This is a genomic window from Acetobacter estunensis, assembly GCF_019083805.1.
Classification (GTDB): domain Bacteria; phylum Pseudomonadota; class Alphaproteobacteria; order Acetobacterales; family Acetobacteraceae; genus Acetobacter; species Acetobacter estunensis_A.
Map to the genome: position 1 here is coordinate 16,136 of NZ_JAHRDV010000014.1, position 17,664 is coordinate 33,799.

The window sequence follows — 17,664 nt, forward strand, 5'->3', positions numbered from 1 at the left end:
GTTCGAGGGTCATAAAAGGTTTTTATTGCGCGAGTTGTGGTTCAGCCGCCCGCCATGCATCCTCTATCGCCCTCAACATGGCTCCTCGTGCCCCAGCCTCGATAGGGTCGCACACATGCACCGTAATCGTGCCGGACCTCTTGAGAAAACCACGGTTCGGCCAGCACAATCCGGAATTCGTGGCCACCGGATAAACCGGAAGTTTCGCATGGCGGGCCATCGCGACAATGCCCGGTTTGAGGGGCACCCGTTCGCCCGGTGCAAGCCGTGTCCCTTCCGGGAAGATGATAAGTTGCCGCCCTTCGGAAGCCGCCCGCTCCGTAGCATCCAGCAGACTGCGCAACGCCTTGCTGCCACCAGTGCGCGCCACCGGAATCATGCCCGTCAATTTGAGCATCGGCCCCACCAGCGGCACACGCTGCAACTCTTCTTTCATCACATAGGTCGGCTTGGACACGAGGTTCATCCAGACCAGCGTGTCGAAAGCCGACTGGTGCTGAGATGCAAGGATGAACGGGCGATCCTTGGGCAATTTGTCCAGTCCCGTCACCCGTGTCCGGATGCCACAGAAATACCGTCCTCCCGCCAGATACAGCCGCGCCCAGAGCTTGGCGTAGGGCATTGCGAAACGCGGCGCGAAGAGACGCAGCGGAATCGCGGCCCACCCCATCAGGACCGAAATAGCGACGATCCAGACGCGGAACAGAGCAGAGCGCAGCACTCTCATGGCGTGACCTTCCGTTGAAGCAGGGGGGCGCTTTTCGGGCACAAAAGCAGCGGATGGAGACCAGAAAAGCCCTGCAGACGCAAGTCGTGGGCCGCCTGTCTCCATGATGAGACTTGATTCCCAAGGGCCAAGCGTTCAGGAACGGTTCCATGTCACTGATCGGATCTCTCAGGCTCGTCCTGTCCCGCCCCCACCGTGAGGCACGCCCTTTCCTGCTCGCATCGGGAGCGGCCACGGTCGCCGTGCGCTATCTCGGCTGGCGGCTGAACTGTCCGGTCCTCAAACGCGCAGGCACACTCAGCGGCGCGTTTTTTGGCTTCTGCCTCTATTTCTTTCGCGATCCCAAACGCGTGCCTCCGCCGCGTGAGGGACTGGTTGTCGCTCCCGCAGACGGCCATATCGTCTCCATCCAGAAGGTTGCCCCTCCTGCCGAACTTGGCATGGGCGACACACCTGTCTGGCGCGTGGCGACGTTCCTCTCGGTGCTCGATGTGCATGTCAACCGCATGCCGGTGGCAGGCACCGTGACCCGCATTGCCTATCACGAGGGCAAGTTCCTCAACGCCAGTCTCGACAAGGCTTCTACGGACAACGAGCGCAACGCGCTGAGCATCACCCTGCCGGATGGGCGCATGGTCGCCGTCGTGCAGATCGCCGGACTGGTGGCGCGCCGCATCGTGTGTTCCGTGAAGGAAGGCGACCGTCTGGAAGCCGGCGAGCGTTTCGGCATCATTCGCTTTGGCTCACGCACGGATGTGTATCTGCCGCCGGGCGTTGAGCCGCTGGTTGCGGTTGGCCAGACCATGGTGGGCGGCGAGACCGTCGTGGCACAGCTTGACGCCTGATCCCTTCGGCGGACGATCGGAAATCACCCACGATGAGTGAGACCACCTCCCGCCGCAAACGCGGTCGTCTGCGGCGCCGCGCGCCTCATACGCGGGTTCGTGGCCCGTCGTTCAATCGCCTGATTCCCAATCTGCTGACCATGCTTGGGCTGTGCAGCGGTCTTACAGGCATGCGCTTCGCGCTGGATGGGCGTTTCCAGAGTGCTGCGATAGCGCTTCTCGTCTCGGCAGTGATCGACGGTCTGGATGGGCGCATCGCGCGCCTCCTGCGCGGCTCCACGCGATTTGGCGCAGAGTTCGACAGTCTGTCGGATTTTGTCTGCTTCGGTGTGGCGCCTTCTTTCGTGCTCTATCTCTGGGCGCTCAAGGATGCGGGGCGTTACGCCTTTCTCCCATGTCTCCTTTTTACGGTGTGTATGGCGTTACGGCTCGCCCGCTTCAACGCCAATCTTGATGGCGCGGAAGATCGTCCGAAATACGCCAGCAACTTCTTCACCGGCGTTCCCGCTCCGGCTGGCGCCGGTCTGGCCCTGTTCCCACTGTTTCTGGGGCTGGAGTTCAACAAGCTGGGTTTCACGCAGCTTTATGAACTAACGCGCCTGCCCTGGCTTCCGGCCCTCACCCTCACAAGCACGGCGTTTCTTCTGGTCTCCACCCTGCCCGTCTGGTCGTTCAAGAATTTCAAGATCCCGGCCCGCTACGTCCTGCCGATGATGCTTGGCTCGGGCATTTATGTCGTCGCGCTGGTGGCTGATCCGTGGGGCGTTCTGGCGGCCATGGGCGTGGTGTATGTCGCCCTACTTCCTCTCAGCCGCATGAGCTTTCACCGTCTGCGTCACGCGGCCGAATCCCTGCGCGACGAGGAAGAAGAGGAAGACATCGCTCCCACCTCCCTGCCGCAGCACTAAGACGAGACTTCACTCTTCGGTAGCGGCAACCGGTCGGACCACGGATGCAGGCGAAAGCAGGCTGACGATGCCCTCCAGAACGGCGCGCGGCGTGGGTGGGCAGCCGGGGATGGCGCAATCGACCGATGCGTGCGATTCCAACCCGCCCAGCATGGCGTAGTTTTTTCCAAACGGGCCACCATCGAGAGCACATGCCCCGACCGCCAGCAGCCCCTTGGGCTGCGGCATCGCCTCCCATGCAGCCTGAACGACCGGCATCATCATACGAGAATAAGCGCCCGTAACCAGCAGCATATCGGCCGTCCGAGGCGTGTCGGCAAAACTCACTCCGGCTTCGGCAAGACCGTAATTGCCGTGAATGAGAGCCTCCACTTCCAGTCCACAGGCTTCGCAGCCGCCACTGTCCACATGGAACAGCACCAGCGGCGAGCGTGAGATAACCGGTGGCAGCGCGGGCCCGGCAGGCGCCACGAGCGATGTGAACAGAGCACGAATCAGGACGGTGGACACGGGCAACCTCCTCGACGGCGCGGAGAGCGCACTGGGCTCTTCGTGGTGATATTACAGATCAGCCGCCGCAGCCGAAACGCCGAAAGAGCATCTAACCACATCAAATTCTTCCCAACGTGCCCCTGACAGCACTTTTTCAAGCGTCATGCTCAGAATCGCGGCCGGATCGGCCACGAAAACCTGCGCGATCCGTCCCTCCTGCATCGCCACACAGTGACAGACCGGACCGGATGGCCCCTCTACCGCGCCATATCCTTCCACCCTTTCAAGGACGGCTGGAACCGGGGCGCACACTTCACCGGGCCCCTCATTCTTGTGGTCTTCCAGTTCACGCGCGAATGCCGCAAGCAAACGTAGACTTTCGGCAATGTCGTCAAACCGGATCAAAGATCGTGCCAGAGCGTCTCCTTGCGTCAGGACCGGCGTGCGCAGCGATACCGTACCATAGGCATCGCAAGACTCGCGCATATCCAGACCGCGTCCACACGCACGTCCCACCGGTCCTCCCAGTGCGAGGGTTGCCGCCTCTTCTCGCGATACGTACCCCGCGCCGCTCAACATCTCCATCAAACCGGCGGATTCCAGCCACAGAGCGCGTATCTCGGGAAACTCACGCTCCTCGAACGCCGCGATCTCGTCTGCCAGACGCACCATCGCAGCCGACAGTCCAAGTTCCGCCCCCTCCGCAGGCCGAGCCGACAGCAACACTCCACCGGGGATGATGGTGTCCACCAACAGCCGTTTGCCCAGAACGCTGGCACATAAGCGCGCCAATGTCTCACGCGCTCGATAAAGACGCCCCATCACCAGATCGGCCCGCGCTGCCTGTGCTGTCCGCGCCAGCCACGTCAGATGTGTGTGGATACGCTCGATCTCCGCAAGCACAGCCCGCATACACTGGGCGGTCGGCGGCACCATCACACCCAGTGCCTGCTCCACCGCCATGCAGAGCGTCCACTGATGCGCAACGGTGGCCGTCGCACTGATACGACCTGCCAGTTCAACAGCCGCAGCAGGCGTCATGCCCACCATCCGGGCCGTCACTCCGCGATGCGCAAATCCCCCCGCTGTCTCCACCGAGCGAATACGACCGCCTATGACGCCCAACCTGTGATGAACCGGTCCCTCCATCCCACCCGTAGCCGGGCCATATGGCAGAATCATTCCCCTGTCCGTCACAGCAGGGTCGGGCGTCTCGAACACGAACGAGGCGACCACTCCTAGTGAAGGGACCGCCCGGGCGGACAGAGGAGCGTTGGCACTCCATGCGCCATGATCGATCAGAGGTCGGACATCGACGGCTTCCATGGCCTCTACTCCCCATAGGTCATGGATCATGCGCTCGAACGATGACGCTGCACTCCGCACGGAGGACAACCCACGATAACGCGGGCCGTCGGGCACAAGACTGGCCATCAAGGGACGCAATCTACTGTCCCCACCCGGAATGTTTTCACTGAACAGCGCATGGATGCGGACGCCATCGCACCACAACCCCATGAAGGTTATGGGATCGTCACGCAGCCGTTCTACCAGTTCGTACCAGCCATCCTCATCTAGCTCGAATCGCCACGGCGTGGATGTTTTTCCCCCGCTACGGATGAGGCGTCGCACTGACGGCCGCTCGTCCTCCCTCACGGGCAGAATCCCGCCAAACAGAATGGGAGGCAGACTCATCCCGATGTCTCCGAGCCTATACGGGCGTGAAAGGACGGCAGGAAACGCAGGACCGGCTTCCAGGCTGGCGTCAGGGCAAGCACCAGCACCAGTCCGACTGTTGGCCATATGGCCGAGAGAACCATCACGATCAGCAAGGTAGCGCCAAACACGGGCAGGCCCAGAAGGCCCGCCACCTTCCACTGTCCCCGCCCCTTCATGTCGCGCCATGGTCCGGCCAGCAGCGGTCCGAACAGAACCAGATCGACCAGAAGAGCCTCGCCGATCCCCACCGCAATGGCCGCCAGACCTATGCTAACGAGAGTAAGGCTCGCAGCCTTCTCCCCAGAGACCACGCGCAGACGAAGGGACGCTGTCGCGACCGTCAGAAAACCCGCCACAATCATCAAAATGGAAAACGCTTGGGCCGCCTCCATCGACTGAGGGGCTGCGGTCAGTAATGAACCCGTAATCAGTGCGGCCGCGGCAAGACGCAAAGCTTCTCCGCTGTTCACACGTTCAAGCATCGGGCTGGAACGCGAAGGCAAGCAGGCAGGCCAGAGGCCGCTTACCAGCATCATGCCAAATCCCGTCAGCAGTCCCGAAACTGTGGGATTGGGATGCAGCAGCCCGGTCAACGCCAACAATGTGCCCGTCACATTTCGGCGCAGCATGTTCCATCCCACAAGCGCACGCCCCGCCCCGGTGTCCAGCAGAATGACGGCCAGAACAGGCGCCGAAAGCAACATCGCCGCGCGGGCCACGGGCGCAGACAGCATCAACGCCAGCACAAGCAGGCCGGTCGTCCAGAACGGCACGGCGTCGCGTGACAGGAGCGCTCCCGCGTCCTCTCGTCGGGGCGGCGCAAAGCAGCGCGACACCAGAGAGGCATGCAGCACCACCGCTCCCGTCACCGCAAGCGAGGATTCCGTCATCCATCCCTGTTGCGTCGCGAAGCCATGTGTCTCCAACCACCACGCACAGGGAATATCGAACGCCATCAGAGCAAGACCAACCAGCGACAGATTGGGGGCAAGCTGGGACTGACGCTGCGCGCTCTCACCGCCTTCCCCGGCGCGTCCGACCAGCGCCGCCACGACCGTGCCCGCGAGAAACGGCCATGCAAGACTGCAAAACAGAAGAATATTGGCGGCTATGAGCATCAGGTCATCTTTCCCCGGCGCGGAGCCTGTCTTTCCCGCAGAAGCGACAACCGCCGCGCAAGCCAGGTTCCAGCTCCCGCCACCAGAAGGACACACGCACCGACCAGCCACGCCATGGAGGGATCGGGAGTATTCACAGCACTCAACAGCACGCCATCGCAGGCCATCAGCACCCCGGCAAGCTGGCGGCGAATGCCGGAACGAAGCGCCATTGTGGCAAGCCCGGCAAACGTCACGCCAAGTGCCACCGTCACAGCCGGAACGCTGACGGGCCTCACGAATTCGGGCAGCGAACCGGCAACAAACGAAACATCCCCGACAGGCACTGTAAGATTGGCAGCAACGAGCAGGAGAAGCGCCAGAATCAAGGCGGCCGCCTTTCGGGAAGGTGTTGAATCGTCTTCGTAACCTGCCAGCAAAACGACAGGGACTATGGCGACAGCAAGCGCCACGACAGCGGCAAAAACTACGGGCCAGGCCGAAGAAAACAGTCCTCCCTGACGTACGAAAACAATCGAGAGCGCCGTCAGCAGACCCACGAACGGCACAGCGGAAAGTCCCGCGATCAATGTGAGAAGCGCCGCAAATGGCAACAGTGCAAGGGCGAGAGTCATGGCGGGCTTCCGCGCTCATTCATCGGGACAGAAGCCTCCGGCTGGACAGCAGAGGCCACTCCCAGACGCGTGGCCGTCATGAGTTGGAAACCGACAAGCGCCAGCAGAAGGGCCGCCGCAGCCCGCAGCCGCATCGCGGCAACGGGGGCGATCACAATCGCACGGCCAGCAGCCAGAAGCAGCGAGAAGGCAGCAGCTCTTCCCACCCAACACAGCAACGCTAACGCAAGGCCACCAAACGACGGCACTTCCTCATGAAAAGCCAGCAGTCCTGCCGGCCATATCAGATCCGTCGCCAAAGTGATCCACGCCAGAGTCATCACGTCCTCTGCCAGCATCAGCAGAGCCGCGTCCGCCCCCAAACCTTCCAGCCCTCGCTCTTCGCGATTCCGGACTGCGAACATAAGGATCACGCCGCCCGCAAGCACGAGCGGCGCATCCTTTCCAAACGGATTGCCTCCAGCGGCTTCAGCCAGAACAGAAGCGAGAGCGGTCGTGGCTCCAGAACTGAACAGGAGCGCAACCAGCAGCAGGAACGCGGGTAGAAGCATCACCTCTCCCACCACGCGACCAAAAGCCCACAATGTGTCCGCCGCTGGACGATCAAGTGCAGGAAGTCGTGTGGCAAGTCGTGCAAATGCCAGAAGAAGACCGACCAGCACCACGTCCGACCACGGAGCGGTCACAAGATTGACGGTAAAGGCCGGAAGCAGCAGCGATGCCGTGAGAGCTGCTCCCAGCGCGACCGGTGCTGCGATCCGGGCCACCATTTCCCGTGATAAGGGCGGCAAACCACTCTGAGACAAGGAAACCGGCTGCGACCAGAACCGTCCTAGCATGAAAACATGACGCAGAATGGGCGGCGCGGGCTGACCGCTCAAGCGCGCTCCGAACGATGCCCGCAGTCCCGCGCAAAGCGGCGCGAGACAGAGCACGAGCAGCAGTTGAAGCAGGGTCAGAAGAACGCTCCAGAAGAGAGTCATGACCACCAGGCCGCCAGACAGAGCACGACAGCCACCAGCGCCAGAACGATCCCGGATGCCTGTGTGCCATCTCCCCACATGCGGCGCATCCTTCGCCACAGATGACGGGACAAAGGCATCCATCGCCCCATTTTCCGCCATTTTGGCAAGCGCTCAAGCCGAAACACCGTTCGCAAAACGGAGATAGCGAGGTCTGTCCCCGGCCAGAGAAGCGGCTCTCCAAAAGGCGAGACAGGAGAGCGCACAACCAGTCCCCCCAGCCAAGGCGATGCCGCCCCCTCCTCATGGCCACCAAACGGTGATGGGCGAACGGCTGTCGTGTGAGCAAGCCGCGTCTCATGACGTACCTGCACCAGTCTCACAGCCGCGATCAGGACAAAAAGCAGCGCCATGAAGCCTGATGGAAGCAGGAAGGACAATCCGTCCGGCGCTCCCATTGTGAAGATGGAGGGTTTTTCCTTACCTTCCACCGATGCGGCCGCAAGCCAACGAACGAGACCGGGCACAAGAGAAAGAGAGAAAGCGCAGCCTGCGGCCAGAGCCACAGGCATCAACGCAAACCATGACGCGTCGGGACAGACGGACATACGCGGACATCTCGCTCCCCCCATCAGAACCAGCATACCCAGTCGCAGCACCACGAAAGCCACCAGCGCCACCACAAGACCCAGCGCCAGCAGGAAAGCCAGCGACGGAAGGGCCGCCGTGAATCCATCAGGCAGAAGACCGAGGGCACTTTCGATCAGCATCCACAGCACGACAAAACCACCCGTGGGCGGCAGAAGCAGCAAGCCCGCGAGCGTGGCGGCAAACATGGCCGCCAGCCGTGGCGCAAAACCAATCATCCCTCCCATCTCGCCCAGACGGTCGGAACCAGTTGCCTCACGCACCAGCGCCGAGGTCGCGAGAAAGGCGGCGGCTGCGGGCCACAACACCATGAAGTCAAGGATCAGAGTGGTTTGGGCCGCATGCGCTGTCAGGGCCGAACCACTGTCATGGGCCAGACCGAACAGCGCCAATATCATAGCCCCTATCAGCGCTGGAAGCATGGCCAATCCGGTGACAGCCTGCCCAAACTCCGACGTTGCAAGGGCGCGCCAGAGCCGAAGGGCCGCCAGCCCAATGCCCAGCGCCAGCAGAACGAACGCGGCGCCGGACTGACCAAGTGGCGCGGTCACCACCTGCGTGCGGATCAGCAGCAACAGGCCGCAGCCTGCATCCACCAATGGTGCGAGAGTAAACTCCGGTACCGCGCGGGCTTCGGAAAGCAGGCAGGCCAATGTGGCGATGAGCATCAACCCATCGCCTTTCCCACTCACACTCGCGCCACAGGCCGCCGCAAAGAAGAACGCCCGCGCCATACCCCGCGCACCGCCCCTCCGATCGGAAAGCGTCAGCAGCAACGCGCAGCAACCACTGCCCATCAGAACGAAAGGCTGATCGGCCAAAGCTGCCAGACACGCTGCACCGCAGGCCAGCGATATCCGTCGCCCTGGCACCGCTGGATTTTCCGCGCACAGACCGGTCATGGCGAAAGCAAAAAAGAAAATCGCCTGAACTGTATTGAACGCCAACCCCGGCAACTGAGAACGAGCCGGACTGCCGCTCCACGGCAAAAGTCCAAGCGCCAACAAGGCGCCCAGCAACCACGCGCCCTGAGCAATCTGTGTCTGCCGATCAGGCGGCAGGCGCGTCCAGCGTCCGGGCAGCAGCGGCAAGCCGCACGCGACAAGGATCGGCAGAAGAAGGACAAATATCAGGATGACACAACGTCCCGGCTGGCTGTCAGCTCGTTATGGCGCACGACCCGCACGCTCAGGCTTTGCGCAGCGCCCATGGTGGAGCAGCCTTGCCTGAAGCGGCACGTTTGCCAACCCATGCTTCCAGATCGGCCATGGACCGGGGGCGCACGGCACCCGGCCAGATCAGACCCTCCGCCTGCGTAAAGACGACAGCCTGCTTCAGCCCAAGTTTCTTTCCACCATCGGGGTATTTCTGAAGCGCCACTCCCAATCCGCGCGCCATGACGGGAAGCTGCTCAAGGGGGAAGATCAGAAGCCGCCTGTCTCCTCCCAGAACTGCCACATAATCCCCTTCCGCCGGAATACACAGCTTCGCGCTCTCGTCTCCCTTGAGGTTGAGAACCTGCTTGCCGCTGCGCTTCTCCGCTGCGAAATCGGAATCCGCCACGATCATGCCTCGTCCCACATCGGACGCGACGAGCCGCTTTCCCTCCGGCTCGATGACGAAAACCGACAGAATGTCTTCCTCATTGGCCAGATCCATGAGCAGACGCACGGGCTGCCCATCTCCTCGACCGCGCGGAAGATCGGCCGCATTGATCGTAAAGGCGCGTCCATCGGTGGCGAAGAAGCACAGCCGGTCCGTGCTCTGGCAAGGCAGCGCCATACGCAGGGAATCGCTCTCCTTGAACTTCAGGCCGGCGGTGTCGATGCCGTGCCCCTTCATGGCGCGAACCCATCCCTTCTCGGAGAGCACCATCGTCAGGGGCTCACGCTCGACCAACGTGGCGGCTGACAGGTCGATCTGCGGAGGCGGCGCACCCAACGTGCTGCGACGCGTGCCCAGTGGGCCGCCACCAAACGCCTTGCCAATTTCCTTCACTTCGGTCGCAATTCGCTTCCAGCGCAAAGCCTCATCGCCCAGAAGTGCTCGCAGTTCATCGCGTTCCGCTGAGAGGGCCGTGTGCTCCTTGCGGATTTCGAGTTCCTCAAGTTTGCGCAGGCTGCGCAGCCGCATGTTCAGAACGGCCTCGGCCTGCACATCGGACAGAGCGAAGGTCTGCATCAGGCTTGCCTTGGCGTCATCCTCTTCACGGATGATGCGGATCACTTCATCGAGGTTGAGATAGACCGCGAGGAACCCTTCGAGGATTTCCAGCCGTCGCTCCACTGCCGTCAGTCTGTGAACACTTCGGCGCTCCAGCACGATTTTGCGGTGATCGAGCCACGCCAGCAACACGTCGCGCAAATTGAGCACGCCCGGCGTCCTGTCAGGACCGATGACGTTCATGTTCAGAGAGAAACGGCTTTCAAGCTGTGTCGCCTTGAACAGCGTTTCCATGAGCACTTCCGGCTCAACGGCGCGGGATCGGGGCTCAAGAATCAAACGGATGTCAGTGGAACTTTCATCGCGAATGTCCGCCAGCAGCGGCAGCTTCTTCTGCACCAGAAGGTCCGCGATCTGCTCGATCAGCCGCGCCTTCTGCACCTGATACGGAATTTCGGTGACCACCACCTGCCATGTGCCGAAACGACCGGGTTCCGTTGTCCAACGCGCCCGGATGCGAAAGCCTCCGCGCCCAGTCTCGTAAGCCCTGAGAATGGCATCGGCGTCCTCAACAATAATGCCGCCGGTTGGAAAATCCGGACCCGGCATATGGCGCAGCAGATCCGGGATGGGCGTGTTCCGATCACGGATAAGAAGAGCGGCCGCCGCACAGATTTCGCCCGCATTGTGCGGCGGAATGGACGTTGCCATGCCCACGGCGATACCCGCGGCACCATTGGCCAGAAGATTCGGGAAGGCGGCAGGCAACACGACAGGCTCGGCGTCTTCGCCATCATAGGTCGGGCGGAAATCGACGGCATCGTCATTGATGCCTTCCAGCAGCGCCTGCGCCACCTTCGTCAGCCGGGATTCGGTGTAACGCATCGCAGCCGCGTTATCGCCGTCCACGGAACCGAAATTGCCCTGTCCCTCTACGAGAGGAAAGCGGACAGCGAAGTCCTGAGCCAGACGTACGAGGGCCTCATAAACCGAAGCATCGCCGTGAGGATGGTATTTACCGATCACGTCACCGACGACACGTGCACACTTTTTAAACCCAGACGTCGGATCAAGGCGGAGCTGGTGCATGGCATAGACGAGACGTCTGTGCACCGGTTTCAGACCGTCCCGCACATCCGGCAACGAGCGGGACATGATGGTGGACAGTGCGTACGCCAGATACCGCTCGCTCAATGCATCCGTGAGCCGCGTGTCCTCGATATGGCCTTCGAACGTGTCACTCATGTCCCGTGTCCTCCGTCGTGTGCACCCAATAACGGAGAGACACGCTTTGGCCAACGTCCCGACCCGCGTTCGATGCGGATTGCCACTTCGCCTCGCCCCGCTTGCCATCCTCATTGGCACGCTGTCGGCCTGCTCCCCGGCCGACCGATTTCTCAAAGCGGGCGATCAGTTGGCCATGAGCGGCTTCACCGCGCACTATGCCAACACCACGGCCCGTTATGAAATGATGAACCTACTGCCTGCGGGCGTAATGACCTATCGCCCGACCACATCCGGCCCGGTCTATCTCTATGCTGACCGCATCGGCTGCGGATGTGTCTACATGGGCAGTCAGTCCGCGTTTATCGACTACACCCGCCACACGCTCGAACCCGTTCCCTCCCAGCCCGCCATGACGGCTGAAATCAATCAGCATCCCGGTTGGGACTGGAGCGTGTGGTCCGCCAATGCCGATCCGGGCCCGAACCAGCCAAAGCATGTCATCGGAGCCGAATGGTAAGAAACGCCACTAGAGCGCCTCTCCTGCAGCCTATCGTCCCGCCTGATATTCTTCCATGAGGTCGAGAAACGCATCGGTCGCTTTGCTGCAATAACGCTCCTTGTGCCGCAGACCGAAGAAAACGCGCGGCCCAAATTCGAGTGGCGCAGCATGCAGCCGTCCTGCCACCAAGGCTGGCTGGACCACCAACGCAGACAGGGCGGCAATGCCCGCGCCCGATTCGACGGCTGTGCGCACCGCCTCGTTCGATGGCAGCACAAGGACATCGTGCAGATCATCCGGATCGACACCGATTTTGCGCAAGCTTTCATCAAGTGTGGACCGGGTGCCAGACCCCGGTTCGCGCGTGACCCAGTGCGCCTTCCGTAACCACGCCGCGTTAATCTCTCTCTTCCCGAACGGCTCTGAGCCGACCAGAAGCAGGCGATCCTCCCCAACCGGCCAGTGAGCCAATGTTGGGTCATCGACCTTTCCTTCCACAAATCCCAGATCAGCTTCGCCGGCATGCACTTTCGCAGCCGTCTGCTGCGTGTTGCCGATAGACAGTTCCATTCCCAGCAAAGGGTAACGCTTACGAAAGAGCGCAAAAATGGGCGGAAGCCAGTAGGCCGCAATGGTCTGGCTGGCCACGACCCGCAAAGTTCCACGCCGCAGGCCACCCAACTCGTCCAGCACGTTTTCGGCGGCTGAAGCCCGTGCCAGCACAGCTCGTGCCTCATCCAGAAACAATCGGCCCGCCTCGCTCAGACTGATACCGCGTCCAACACGATGGAACAGCCGGATGCCATGCCGTTCCTCAAGTGCTGAAATGGCCGCCGAAACTGCGGATTGCGTGATGTTCAGCGCACGGGCCGCAGCCGTCATATGCTCACGCTCGGCCACCGCCACGAAAATGCGAAGCTGTTCAAGGGTCATGCTTCCAATCAATCACAAAATACGATCAGAATGACCATTACAATGCGTTGGAGAGATTGATTGCAAGCGCCTAGATCAATGGACGGGAGGACACCGTCATGGTCTCACAGGTCCAGCACGCATCGCTCGCGCACCGCCACACAGGAGTTTACCGGTTACGTGCCTTCGGCCCCGGTCTGGCTCTGTGTCTGGCTGTCACAGCCATGGCCTATGCTTTGCAAGCCGGAGAACAGGTAGTTTTCGGCAAAGCATGGCTGGAAGCCCTCGTTTGGGCCATTCTGCTGGGGGCCGTTCTGCGAACACTGTGGAACCCAAGCCCGAGATGGCATGCGGGCATCGCTTTCGGCGCGAAAGGTCTTTTGGAAATCTCGGTTGTCCTGCTGGGCGCCTCGGTCAGCGTCAGAACGCTTCAAGCGATCAATCCCGTTCTTCTTGCGGGAATTGTCAGCGTCGTGGCGCTTGTCATACCCCTGAGTTTCGGCATCGGTCGCCTGATCGGTCTGCCGTGGCGCATGGCCATGCTGGTGGCGTGCGGCAATTCCATTTGCGGAAACTCCGCCATCGCAGCCGTGGCTCCCATCATCAACGCGGACAGTGAAGACGTCGCGGCTTCCATCGCCTTTACAGCCATTCTGGGTGTTGCGGTCGTGCTGGGCCTGCCTGTGGCCGGCCTGATGCTCCATATGAGCGATGCCGCGTTCGGTACATTTGCCGGTCTCACGGTCTATGCCGTTCCTCAAGTCTTCGCGGCCGCAGCCCCTTTCGGCGCAACGGCTGTCCAGACAGGTATACTGGTGAAACTGGTACGGGTGCTGATGCTTGGCCCGGTCTGCGTCGCGCTCTCTCTTGCAGCCCCACGTCTCACTGCAGCGGAGGACGTGATCACCACGCCTAAGGGCCAGCAACCTCGACTGTCGCATCTCGTGCCGTGGTTTATCGTCGGATTTCTTGGGTTGGCGGCCTGCCGCTCCCTCGGGTTCATTCCCGAAACGATGGCAGGAGCAGCAAGCAATCTGGCGACATTCCTGACGGTAGTATCGATGGCGGCACTGGGTCTGGGCGTGGATATACGCACCGTCATGAAAGCGGGTGGACCCGTTACAGGAGCCGTAATTCTCTCACTGCTCACGCTCGCAGCCATAAGTCTGATGTTGCTGCACCTTATCGGGCTGACCTGATGGCTTGGTAGGAAAGAACACGCGCCTGCTCAGTGGAGGCCGCCATCAAATCAAAAGCTGTCTCTTTGCAATTCTGTCCCCGTGCTTGACACTCTCTTTCGCGTCAGGTTCGAAAAGACAAACACTCCGGCGGTCGTTCATGACGCGGACACATTCTTTTCATTGAAGGACAAAGGACTCTTTCCATGACGTCCGCAACGGCTTCTCTTGCCGCCCATCTGCTTTCCGTCCGCAAGGGTGTGTCGGCTCCTCTGACACAGGTTCCCGCAGATCTCGTGCCAACAACGGTAACAGAGGCGTATGCGGTCCAAAACAGCGTGGCGGCCGCACTCGGTCCCGTGCACGGATGGAAAGTGGGAGCCAGCAGCCCGGAGGCCGAGCCTTCCGCCGCCCCGCTCCACGAGGACACTCTTTTCCCCGATGGTGTCGTCATTCCCGCCGACTTCCTGCGCCATCGCGGTGTGGAAGCGGAAATAGCGTGGCGCTTTGCCCATGATGTGGGAGACACCATCACGCGCGAGACTGTGCTCAATGCTATCGGCAGCGTGCATCCCGTCATCGAGATTGTGGACACGCGGTATGAGCGCCCGGCCTCGCAACCCTCTCTCGCGCATATGGCCGATCAGCAAAGCCATGGCGCGCTGGTCATTGGAGCAGCTTTTTCTCACTGGAAAACATTCGATCCCACCTCAGAGCACTTTGTGCTGCGCATCGATCATCGTCAGACGGCCGAGCGTATCGGTGGCAACGCTGCGGGAGATCCCCTGCGACTTCTTGTTTGGCTGGCGCGACATGCCGCCGAGCGCGGGCTGCCGATCACAGCCGGTACGATTGTGACGACCGGCTCTCTTTCCGGCGCAACTTTCGTGCCGCATCGGACACATGTCTCCGCGTGCTTCGACACGTTGGGAAGTGTTTCAGCTTTCCTCGCCTGAAGCGACCGTCGGGATCAAAGCCCGCACCATATCGGCAAGCCGAACACGCGCGGATGGCAAGGGGCAGTGAACAGGGCCGAAAACATCCCGCATCAGGAAATGGCCTGTCAGTCGCAGACCGTCGTCCCAGTCCTGCGGCGTTCCATTGACCGAAGGGTCCAACAGGAAATGAGGCAGCGGCAGAAGACGGGATGCCCATTTCCCCGCGCCGGCACGTGAGACCGCGCGACCAGTACGGGGAGATACATACACCAGATCCTCCGTTTCGCCCGTCACAGCACAGCAGGAAAGATCGAGCGCAAACCCCAGATCACGCAGGAGAATGACTTCCCAGCCCACAAGGGTGGCGATCTCAGCACCCTGCCCTGCCTCACCTTCCGTTCCCAGCATGGACAGAAAACCTGCCGTGTCCTGACAAAGACCCGGATAGGGTTCGGCTTCGGGAAGAGCCGCATCCGTAACCGCACAAACGGATGCAAGACAGGCGAGGCTTGCCCGAAAATTCATTGCACGGGCGGCATTCGCCGCTGCGAGTTCGCCAGAGACCAGACCGAGTTGACCTTCCGAGCGCATCCGGCACGTCACCTGCACAAGGTTGCCCATCTGCCAGATGCCTGCGCTGCGGCGGCTGCCACCGCCCTTTACCAATCCATGCACGACGCCCTGCGCCGGTGCGAACAGATGCACAAGAGCATCCGTTTCGGAAAAAAGAGTGCTGGAAAGAACAAGGGCGGGTGCCTCCCAGTTCAGGGATGCCCCGCCCTCGCGCATCGTCAACGACGCCTGACCTTAGCTGCCAGCAACCTTGGCAACTTCAGCCGCGAAATCGTTCTCTTCCTTCTCGATGCCCTCACCGAGCTGGAAGCGATCGAACGCAACAAGCTTCACGCCAGCCTTGTCGAGAACGGCTTTCACGCGGCTCTCGCCGTCATGGACCCACACCTGCTCCAGAAGAACGACTTCCTCATAGAACTTGCGGATACGACCATCGATCATCTTCTCAACAATGGCTTCCGGCTTGCCCGAGGCCAGAGCCTGCTCACGCAGCACCGAACGCTCGCGCTCGATCGACTCCGGATCGACGCTGCTGATGTCCAGAGCACTCGGACGGGTCGCGGCGACATGCATGCCAACCTGACGTCCAAGAGCTTCGATCGCATCGCTCTCGGAAGGGGCTTCGATAGCGGCCAGAACGCCGATCTTACCCAGACCGGGCTTCAGCGCGCCGTGGATGTACGTCGCAACCACACCTGACGGCACTTCCAGAACGCGCGCCCGACGGATCGACATGTTCTCGCCGATGGTGGCGATCAGGTGCGTCAGTTCGTCGGCCACCGTACGACCAGACGTCACGACAGCAGCCTTCAGCTTCTCCAGATCGTCGCCAGCTTTCAGAGCGGCTTTCGCCACCTCTTCCACAAAGTTCTGGAATGCTTCGTTGCGAGCCACGAAGTCGGTCTCGGCATTCACCTCGACCATCGCCGCACGCTTGCCTTCGGAAACAACGCCAACCAGACCTTCCGCCGTCACACGACCGGACTTCTTGGCCGCAGCCGAAAGGCCTTTCTTGCGCAGCCAGTCAACGGCCGCCTCAATGTCACCAGCGGCCTCGTTGAGGGCCTTCTTGCAGTCCATCATGCCCGCGCCGGTCTGCTCACGCAGTTCCTTGACGAGTGCAGCAGTGATTTCCGCCATGATCTTATCTCCACAATAGCAGCAAGCACGTCACCACTATGGGCAACGTGCCTGCATCAATTCTGCGGGGTCGCCTCATCCCGTCCATGAGAAGACAGGAGAGGAGAAACGTCCCGTATGTCTTCAGCCAGCCTCAGCCGGAGCGACAGCCTGCTCGGCAACCGCCTTTTCTTCCATCAGTTCGGTGACGGGAAGCTCTTCCGCCGCACCGATGTCCTGACCGGAAGCGCCCAGCTCAGCCGAGATACCGTCAAGCACAGCACCGGAGACAAGGTTGCAATACAGCTCGATCGCGCGGATGGCGTCATCGTTGCCCGGGATCGGATAGGTCACGCCCTCAGGGTTCGAGTTGCTGTCGAGCACGGCCACAACCGGAATACCCAGCTTGTTGGCTTCCTCGATTGCGAGCTTCTCTTTCGTCGTGTCGATGACGAACAGGATGTCGGGCAGACCGCCCATCTCCTTGATGCCACCCAGCGAACGCTCAAGCTTGTCCTTGTCGCGGGTAATGTCGAGGATTTCCTTCTTCGTCAGACCCTGCGTCTCACCAGCAAGGATGTCCTCGATGCGACGCAGACGCTTGATCGAACCGGTGATGGTCTTCCAGTTCGTCAGCATGCCGCCGAGCCAGCGATGGTTGACATAATACTGACCGCAACGCTGCGCGGATTCAGCCACCAGATCGGATGCCGCGCGCTTCGTGCCCACGAACAGGACGCGACCGCCGCTTGCCACCGTGTCACGGATGACCTTCAGGGCGCGGTCAAGCAGAACGACCGTCTGCTGCAGATCGATGATGTGAACCTGGTTGCGCACGCCGAACAGATACGGCGCCATGCGCGGGTTCCAACGACGGGTGTGATGGCCGAAGTGGACACCGGCTTCGAGAAGCTGGCGCAGGGTGAAATCAGGCATCGCCATGATGCAAAATCCTTGTGTTCCGGTTGTTCCTCCGCAGCGCACCAGATCCGGTCATGCCGGACACCAGGACGGACGCTGCG

Annotated in this window: 17 protein-coding genes; 5 read left to right on the plus strand and 12 right to left on the minus strand. The window is 61.4% G+C overall.

What is annotated here, in order from left to right; translation table 11 throughout:
• Positions 1-22: 22 nt before the first annotated feature.
• Complete coding sequence (locus KUA11_RS14000; protein WP_217411343.1) at positions 23-727, minus strand: lysophospholipid acyltransferase family protein; 705 nt, start codon at positions 725-727, stop codon at positions 23-25.
• 149 nt (positions 728-876) lie between these two features.
• On the opposite strand from KUA11_RS14000, the gene KUA11_RS14005 reads away from it, so the two are divergent.
• The gene (locus KUA11_RS14005; protein WP_217411345.1) at positions 877-1,572 is read left to right on the plus strand and encodes a phosphatidylserine decarboxylase; all 696 of its coding nucleotides are present in this window, start codon (positions 877-879) and stop codon (positions 1,570-1,572) included.
• Positions 1,573-1,604: 32 nt separating this feature from the next.
• Positions 1,605-2,480, plus strand: coding sequence for a CDP-alcohol phosphatidyltransferase family protein (locus KUA11_RS14010; protein WP_217411347.1), 876 nt, complete (start codon positions 1,605-1,607; stop codon positions 2,478-2,480).
• Between the two features lie 9 nt (positions 2,481-2,489).
• Here KUA11_RS14010 and KUA11_RS14015 read toward each other — a convergent pair whose 3' ends face one another.
• From KUA11_RS14015 to parC, 7 genes are all read right to left on the minus strand, one after another.
• Positions 2,490-2,990 (minus strand): NADH-quinone oxidoreductase subunit B family protein, encoded by a 501-nt coding sequence (locus KUA11_RS14015; RefSeq protein ID WP_217411349.1) that lies wholly within the window; start codon positions 2,988-2,990, stop codon positions 2,490-2,492.
• Positions 2,991-3,041: 51 nt separating this feature from the next.
• Positions 3,042-4,667 (minus strand): NADH-quinone oxidoreductase subunit D-related protein, encoded by a 1,626-nt coding sequence (locus tag KUA11_RS14020; protein ID WP_217411351.1) that lies wholly within the window; start codon positions 4,665-4,667, stop codon positions 3,042-3,044.
• On the minus strand, positions 4,664-5,809 hold the full coding sequence (locus KUA11_RS14025; protein ID WP_217411353.1) for a hypothetical protein: 1,146 nt from the start codon (positions 5,807-5,809) through the stop codon (positions 4,664-4,666). The genes KUA11_RS14020 and KUA11_RS14025 overlap by 4 nt, the downstream gene beginning before the upstream one ends.
• Complete coding sequence (locus tag KUA11_RS14030) at positions 5,809-6,423, minus strand: hypothetical protein (protein ID WP_217411355.1); 615 nt, start codon at positions 6,421-6,423, stop codon at positions 5,809-5,811. Before KUA11_RS14030 ends, KUA11_RS14025 begins: the two co-directional genes overlap by 1 nt.
• Positions 6,420-7,406: a hypothetical protein gene (locus tag KUA11_RS14035; protein ID WP_217411357.1), complete on the minus strand. Its 987-nt coding sequence runs from the start codon at positions 7,404-7,406 to the stop codon at positions 6,420-6,422. The genes KUA11_RS14030 and KUA11_RS14035 overlap by 4 nt, the downstream gene beginning before the upstream one ends.
• Positions 7,403-9,124, minus strand: coding sequence for a hypothetical protein (locus tag KUA11_RS14040; RefSeq protein WP_217411359.1), 1,722 nt, complete (start codon positions 9,122-9,124; stop codon positions 7,403-7,405). The genes KUA11_RS14035 and KUA11_RS14040 overlap by 4 nt, the downstream gene beginning before the upstream one ends.
• Positions 9,125-9,221: 97 nt before the next feature.
• The gene (gene parC, locus KUA11_RS14045; RefSeq protein ID WP_217411361.1) at positions 9,222-11,441 is read right to left on the minus strand and encodes a DNA topoisomerase IV subunit A; all 2,220 of its coding nucleotides are present in this window, start codon (positions 11,439-11,441) and stop codon (positions 9,222-9,224) included.
• Positions 11,442-11,487: 46 nt separating this feature from the next.
• Between parC and KUA11_RS14050 the strand changes: the two genes are divergently transcribed.
• Positions 11,488-11,940 carry a hypothetical protein gene (locus KUA11_RS14050; protein ID WP_242006183.1) on the plus strand — a complete coding sequence of 151 codons (453 nt, stop codon included), beginning with the start codon at positions 11,488-11,490 and terminating at the stop codon, positions 11,938-11,940.
• Positions 11,941-11,970: 30 nt separating this feature from the next.
• Here the strand turns inward: KUA11_RS14050 and KUA11_RS14055 are convergent, their stop codons facing one another.
• A complete protein-coding gene (locus KUA11_RS14055) occupies positions 11,971-12,855 on the minus strand; it encodes a LysR family transcriptional regulator (RefSeq protein ID WP_217411363.1) in 885 nt (294 codons plus the stop codon).
• A 98-nt stretch (positions 12,856-12,953) separates the two neighbouring features.
• Here KUA11_RS14055 and KUA11_RS14060 point away from each other — a divergent pair, with 98 nt between their 5' ends.
• Both KUA11_RS14060 and KUA11_RS14065 read left to right on the plus strand, forming a co-directional pair.
• On the plus strand, positions 12,954-14,033 hold the full coding sequence (locus tag KUA11_RS14060; protein ID WP_217411365.1) for a YeiH family protein: 1,080 nt from the start codon (positions 12,954-12,956) through the stop codon (positions 14,031-14,033).
• A gap of 185 nt (positions 14,034-14,218) precedes the next feature.
• A complete protein-coding gene (locus KUA11_RS14065; RefSeq protein ID WP_217411367.1) occupies positions 14,219-14,968 on the plus strand; it encodes a 2-keto-4-pentenoate hydratase in 750 nt (249 codons plus the stop codon).
• On the opposite strand, the gene recO is transcribed toward KUA11_RS14065, so the two are convergent.
• From recO to rpsB, 3 genes are all read right to left on the minus strand, one after another.
• Positions 14,951-15,718: a DNA repair protein RecO gene (recO, locus tag KUA11_RS14070; protein WP_217411433.1), complete on the minus strand. Its 768-nt coding sequence runs from the start codon at positions 15,716-15,718 to the stop codon at positions 14,951-14,953. The two genes, KUA11_RS14065 and recO, sit on opposite strands and share 18 nt — an antisense overlap.
• Before the next feature lie 39 nt (positions 15,719-15,757).
• Entirely contained in the window at positions 15,758-16,663 is a 906-nt protein-coding gene (tsf, locus tag KUA11_RS14075) for a translation elongation factor Ts (protein ID WP_217411369.1), read from the minus strand.
• Between the two features lie 123 nt (positions 16,664-16,786).
• Complete coding sequence (rpsB, locus tag KUA11_RS14080; protein WP_166313647.1) at positions 16,787-17,584, minus strand: 30S ribosomal protein S2; 798 nt, start codon at positions 17,582-17,584, stop codon at positions 16,787-16,789.
• Positions 17,585-17,664 lie beyond the last annotated feature (80 nt).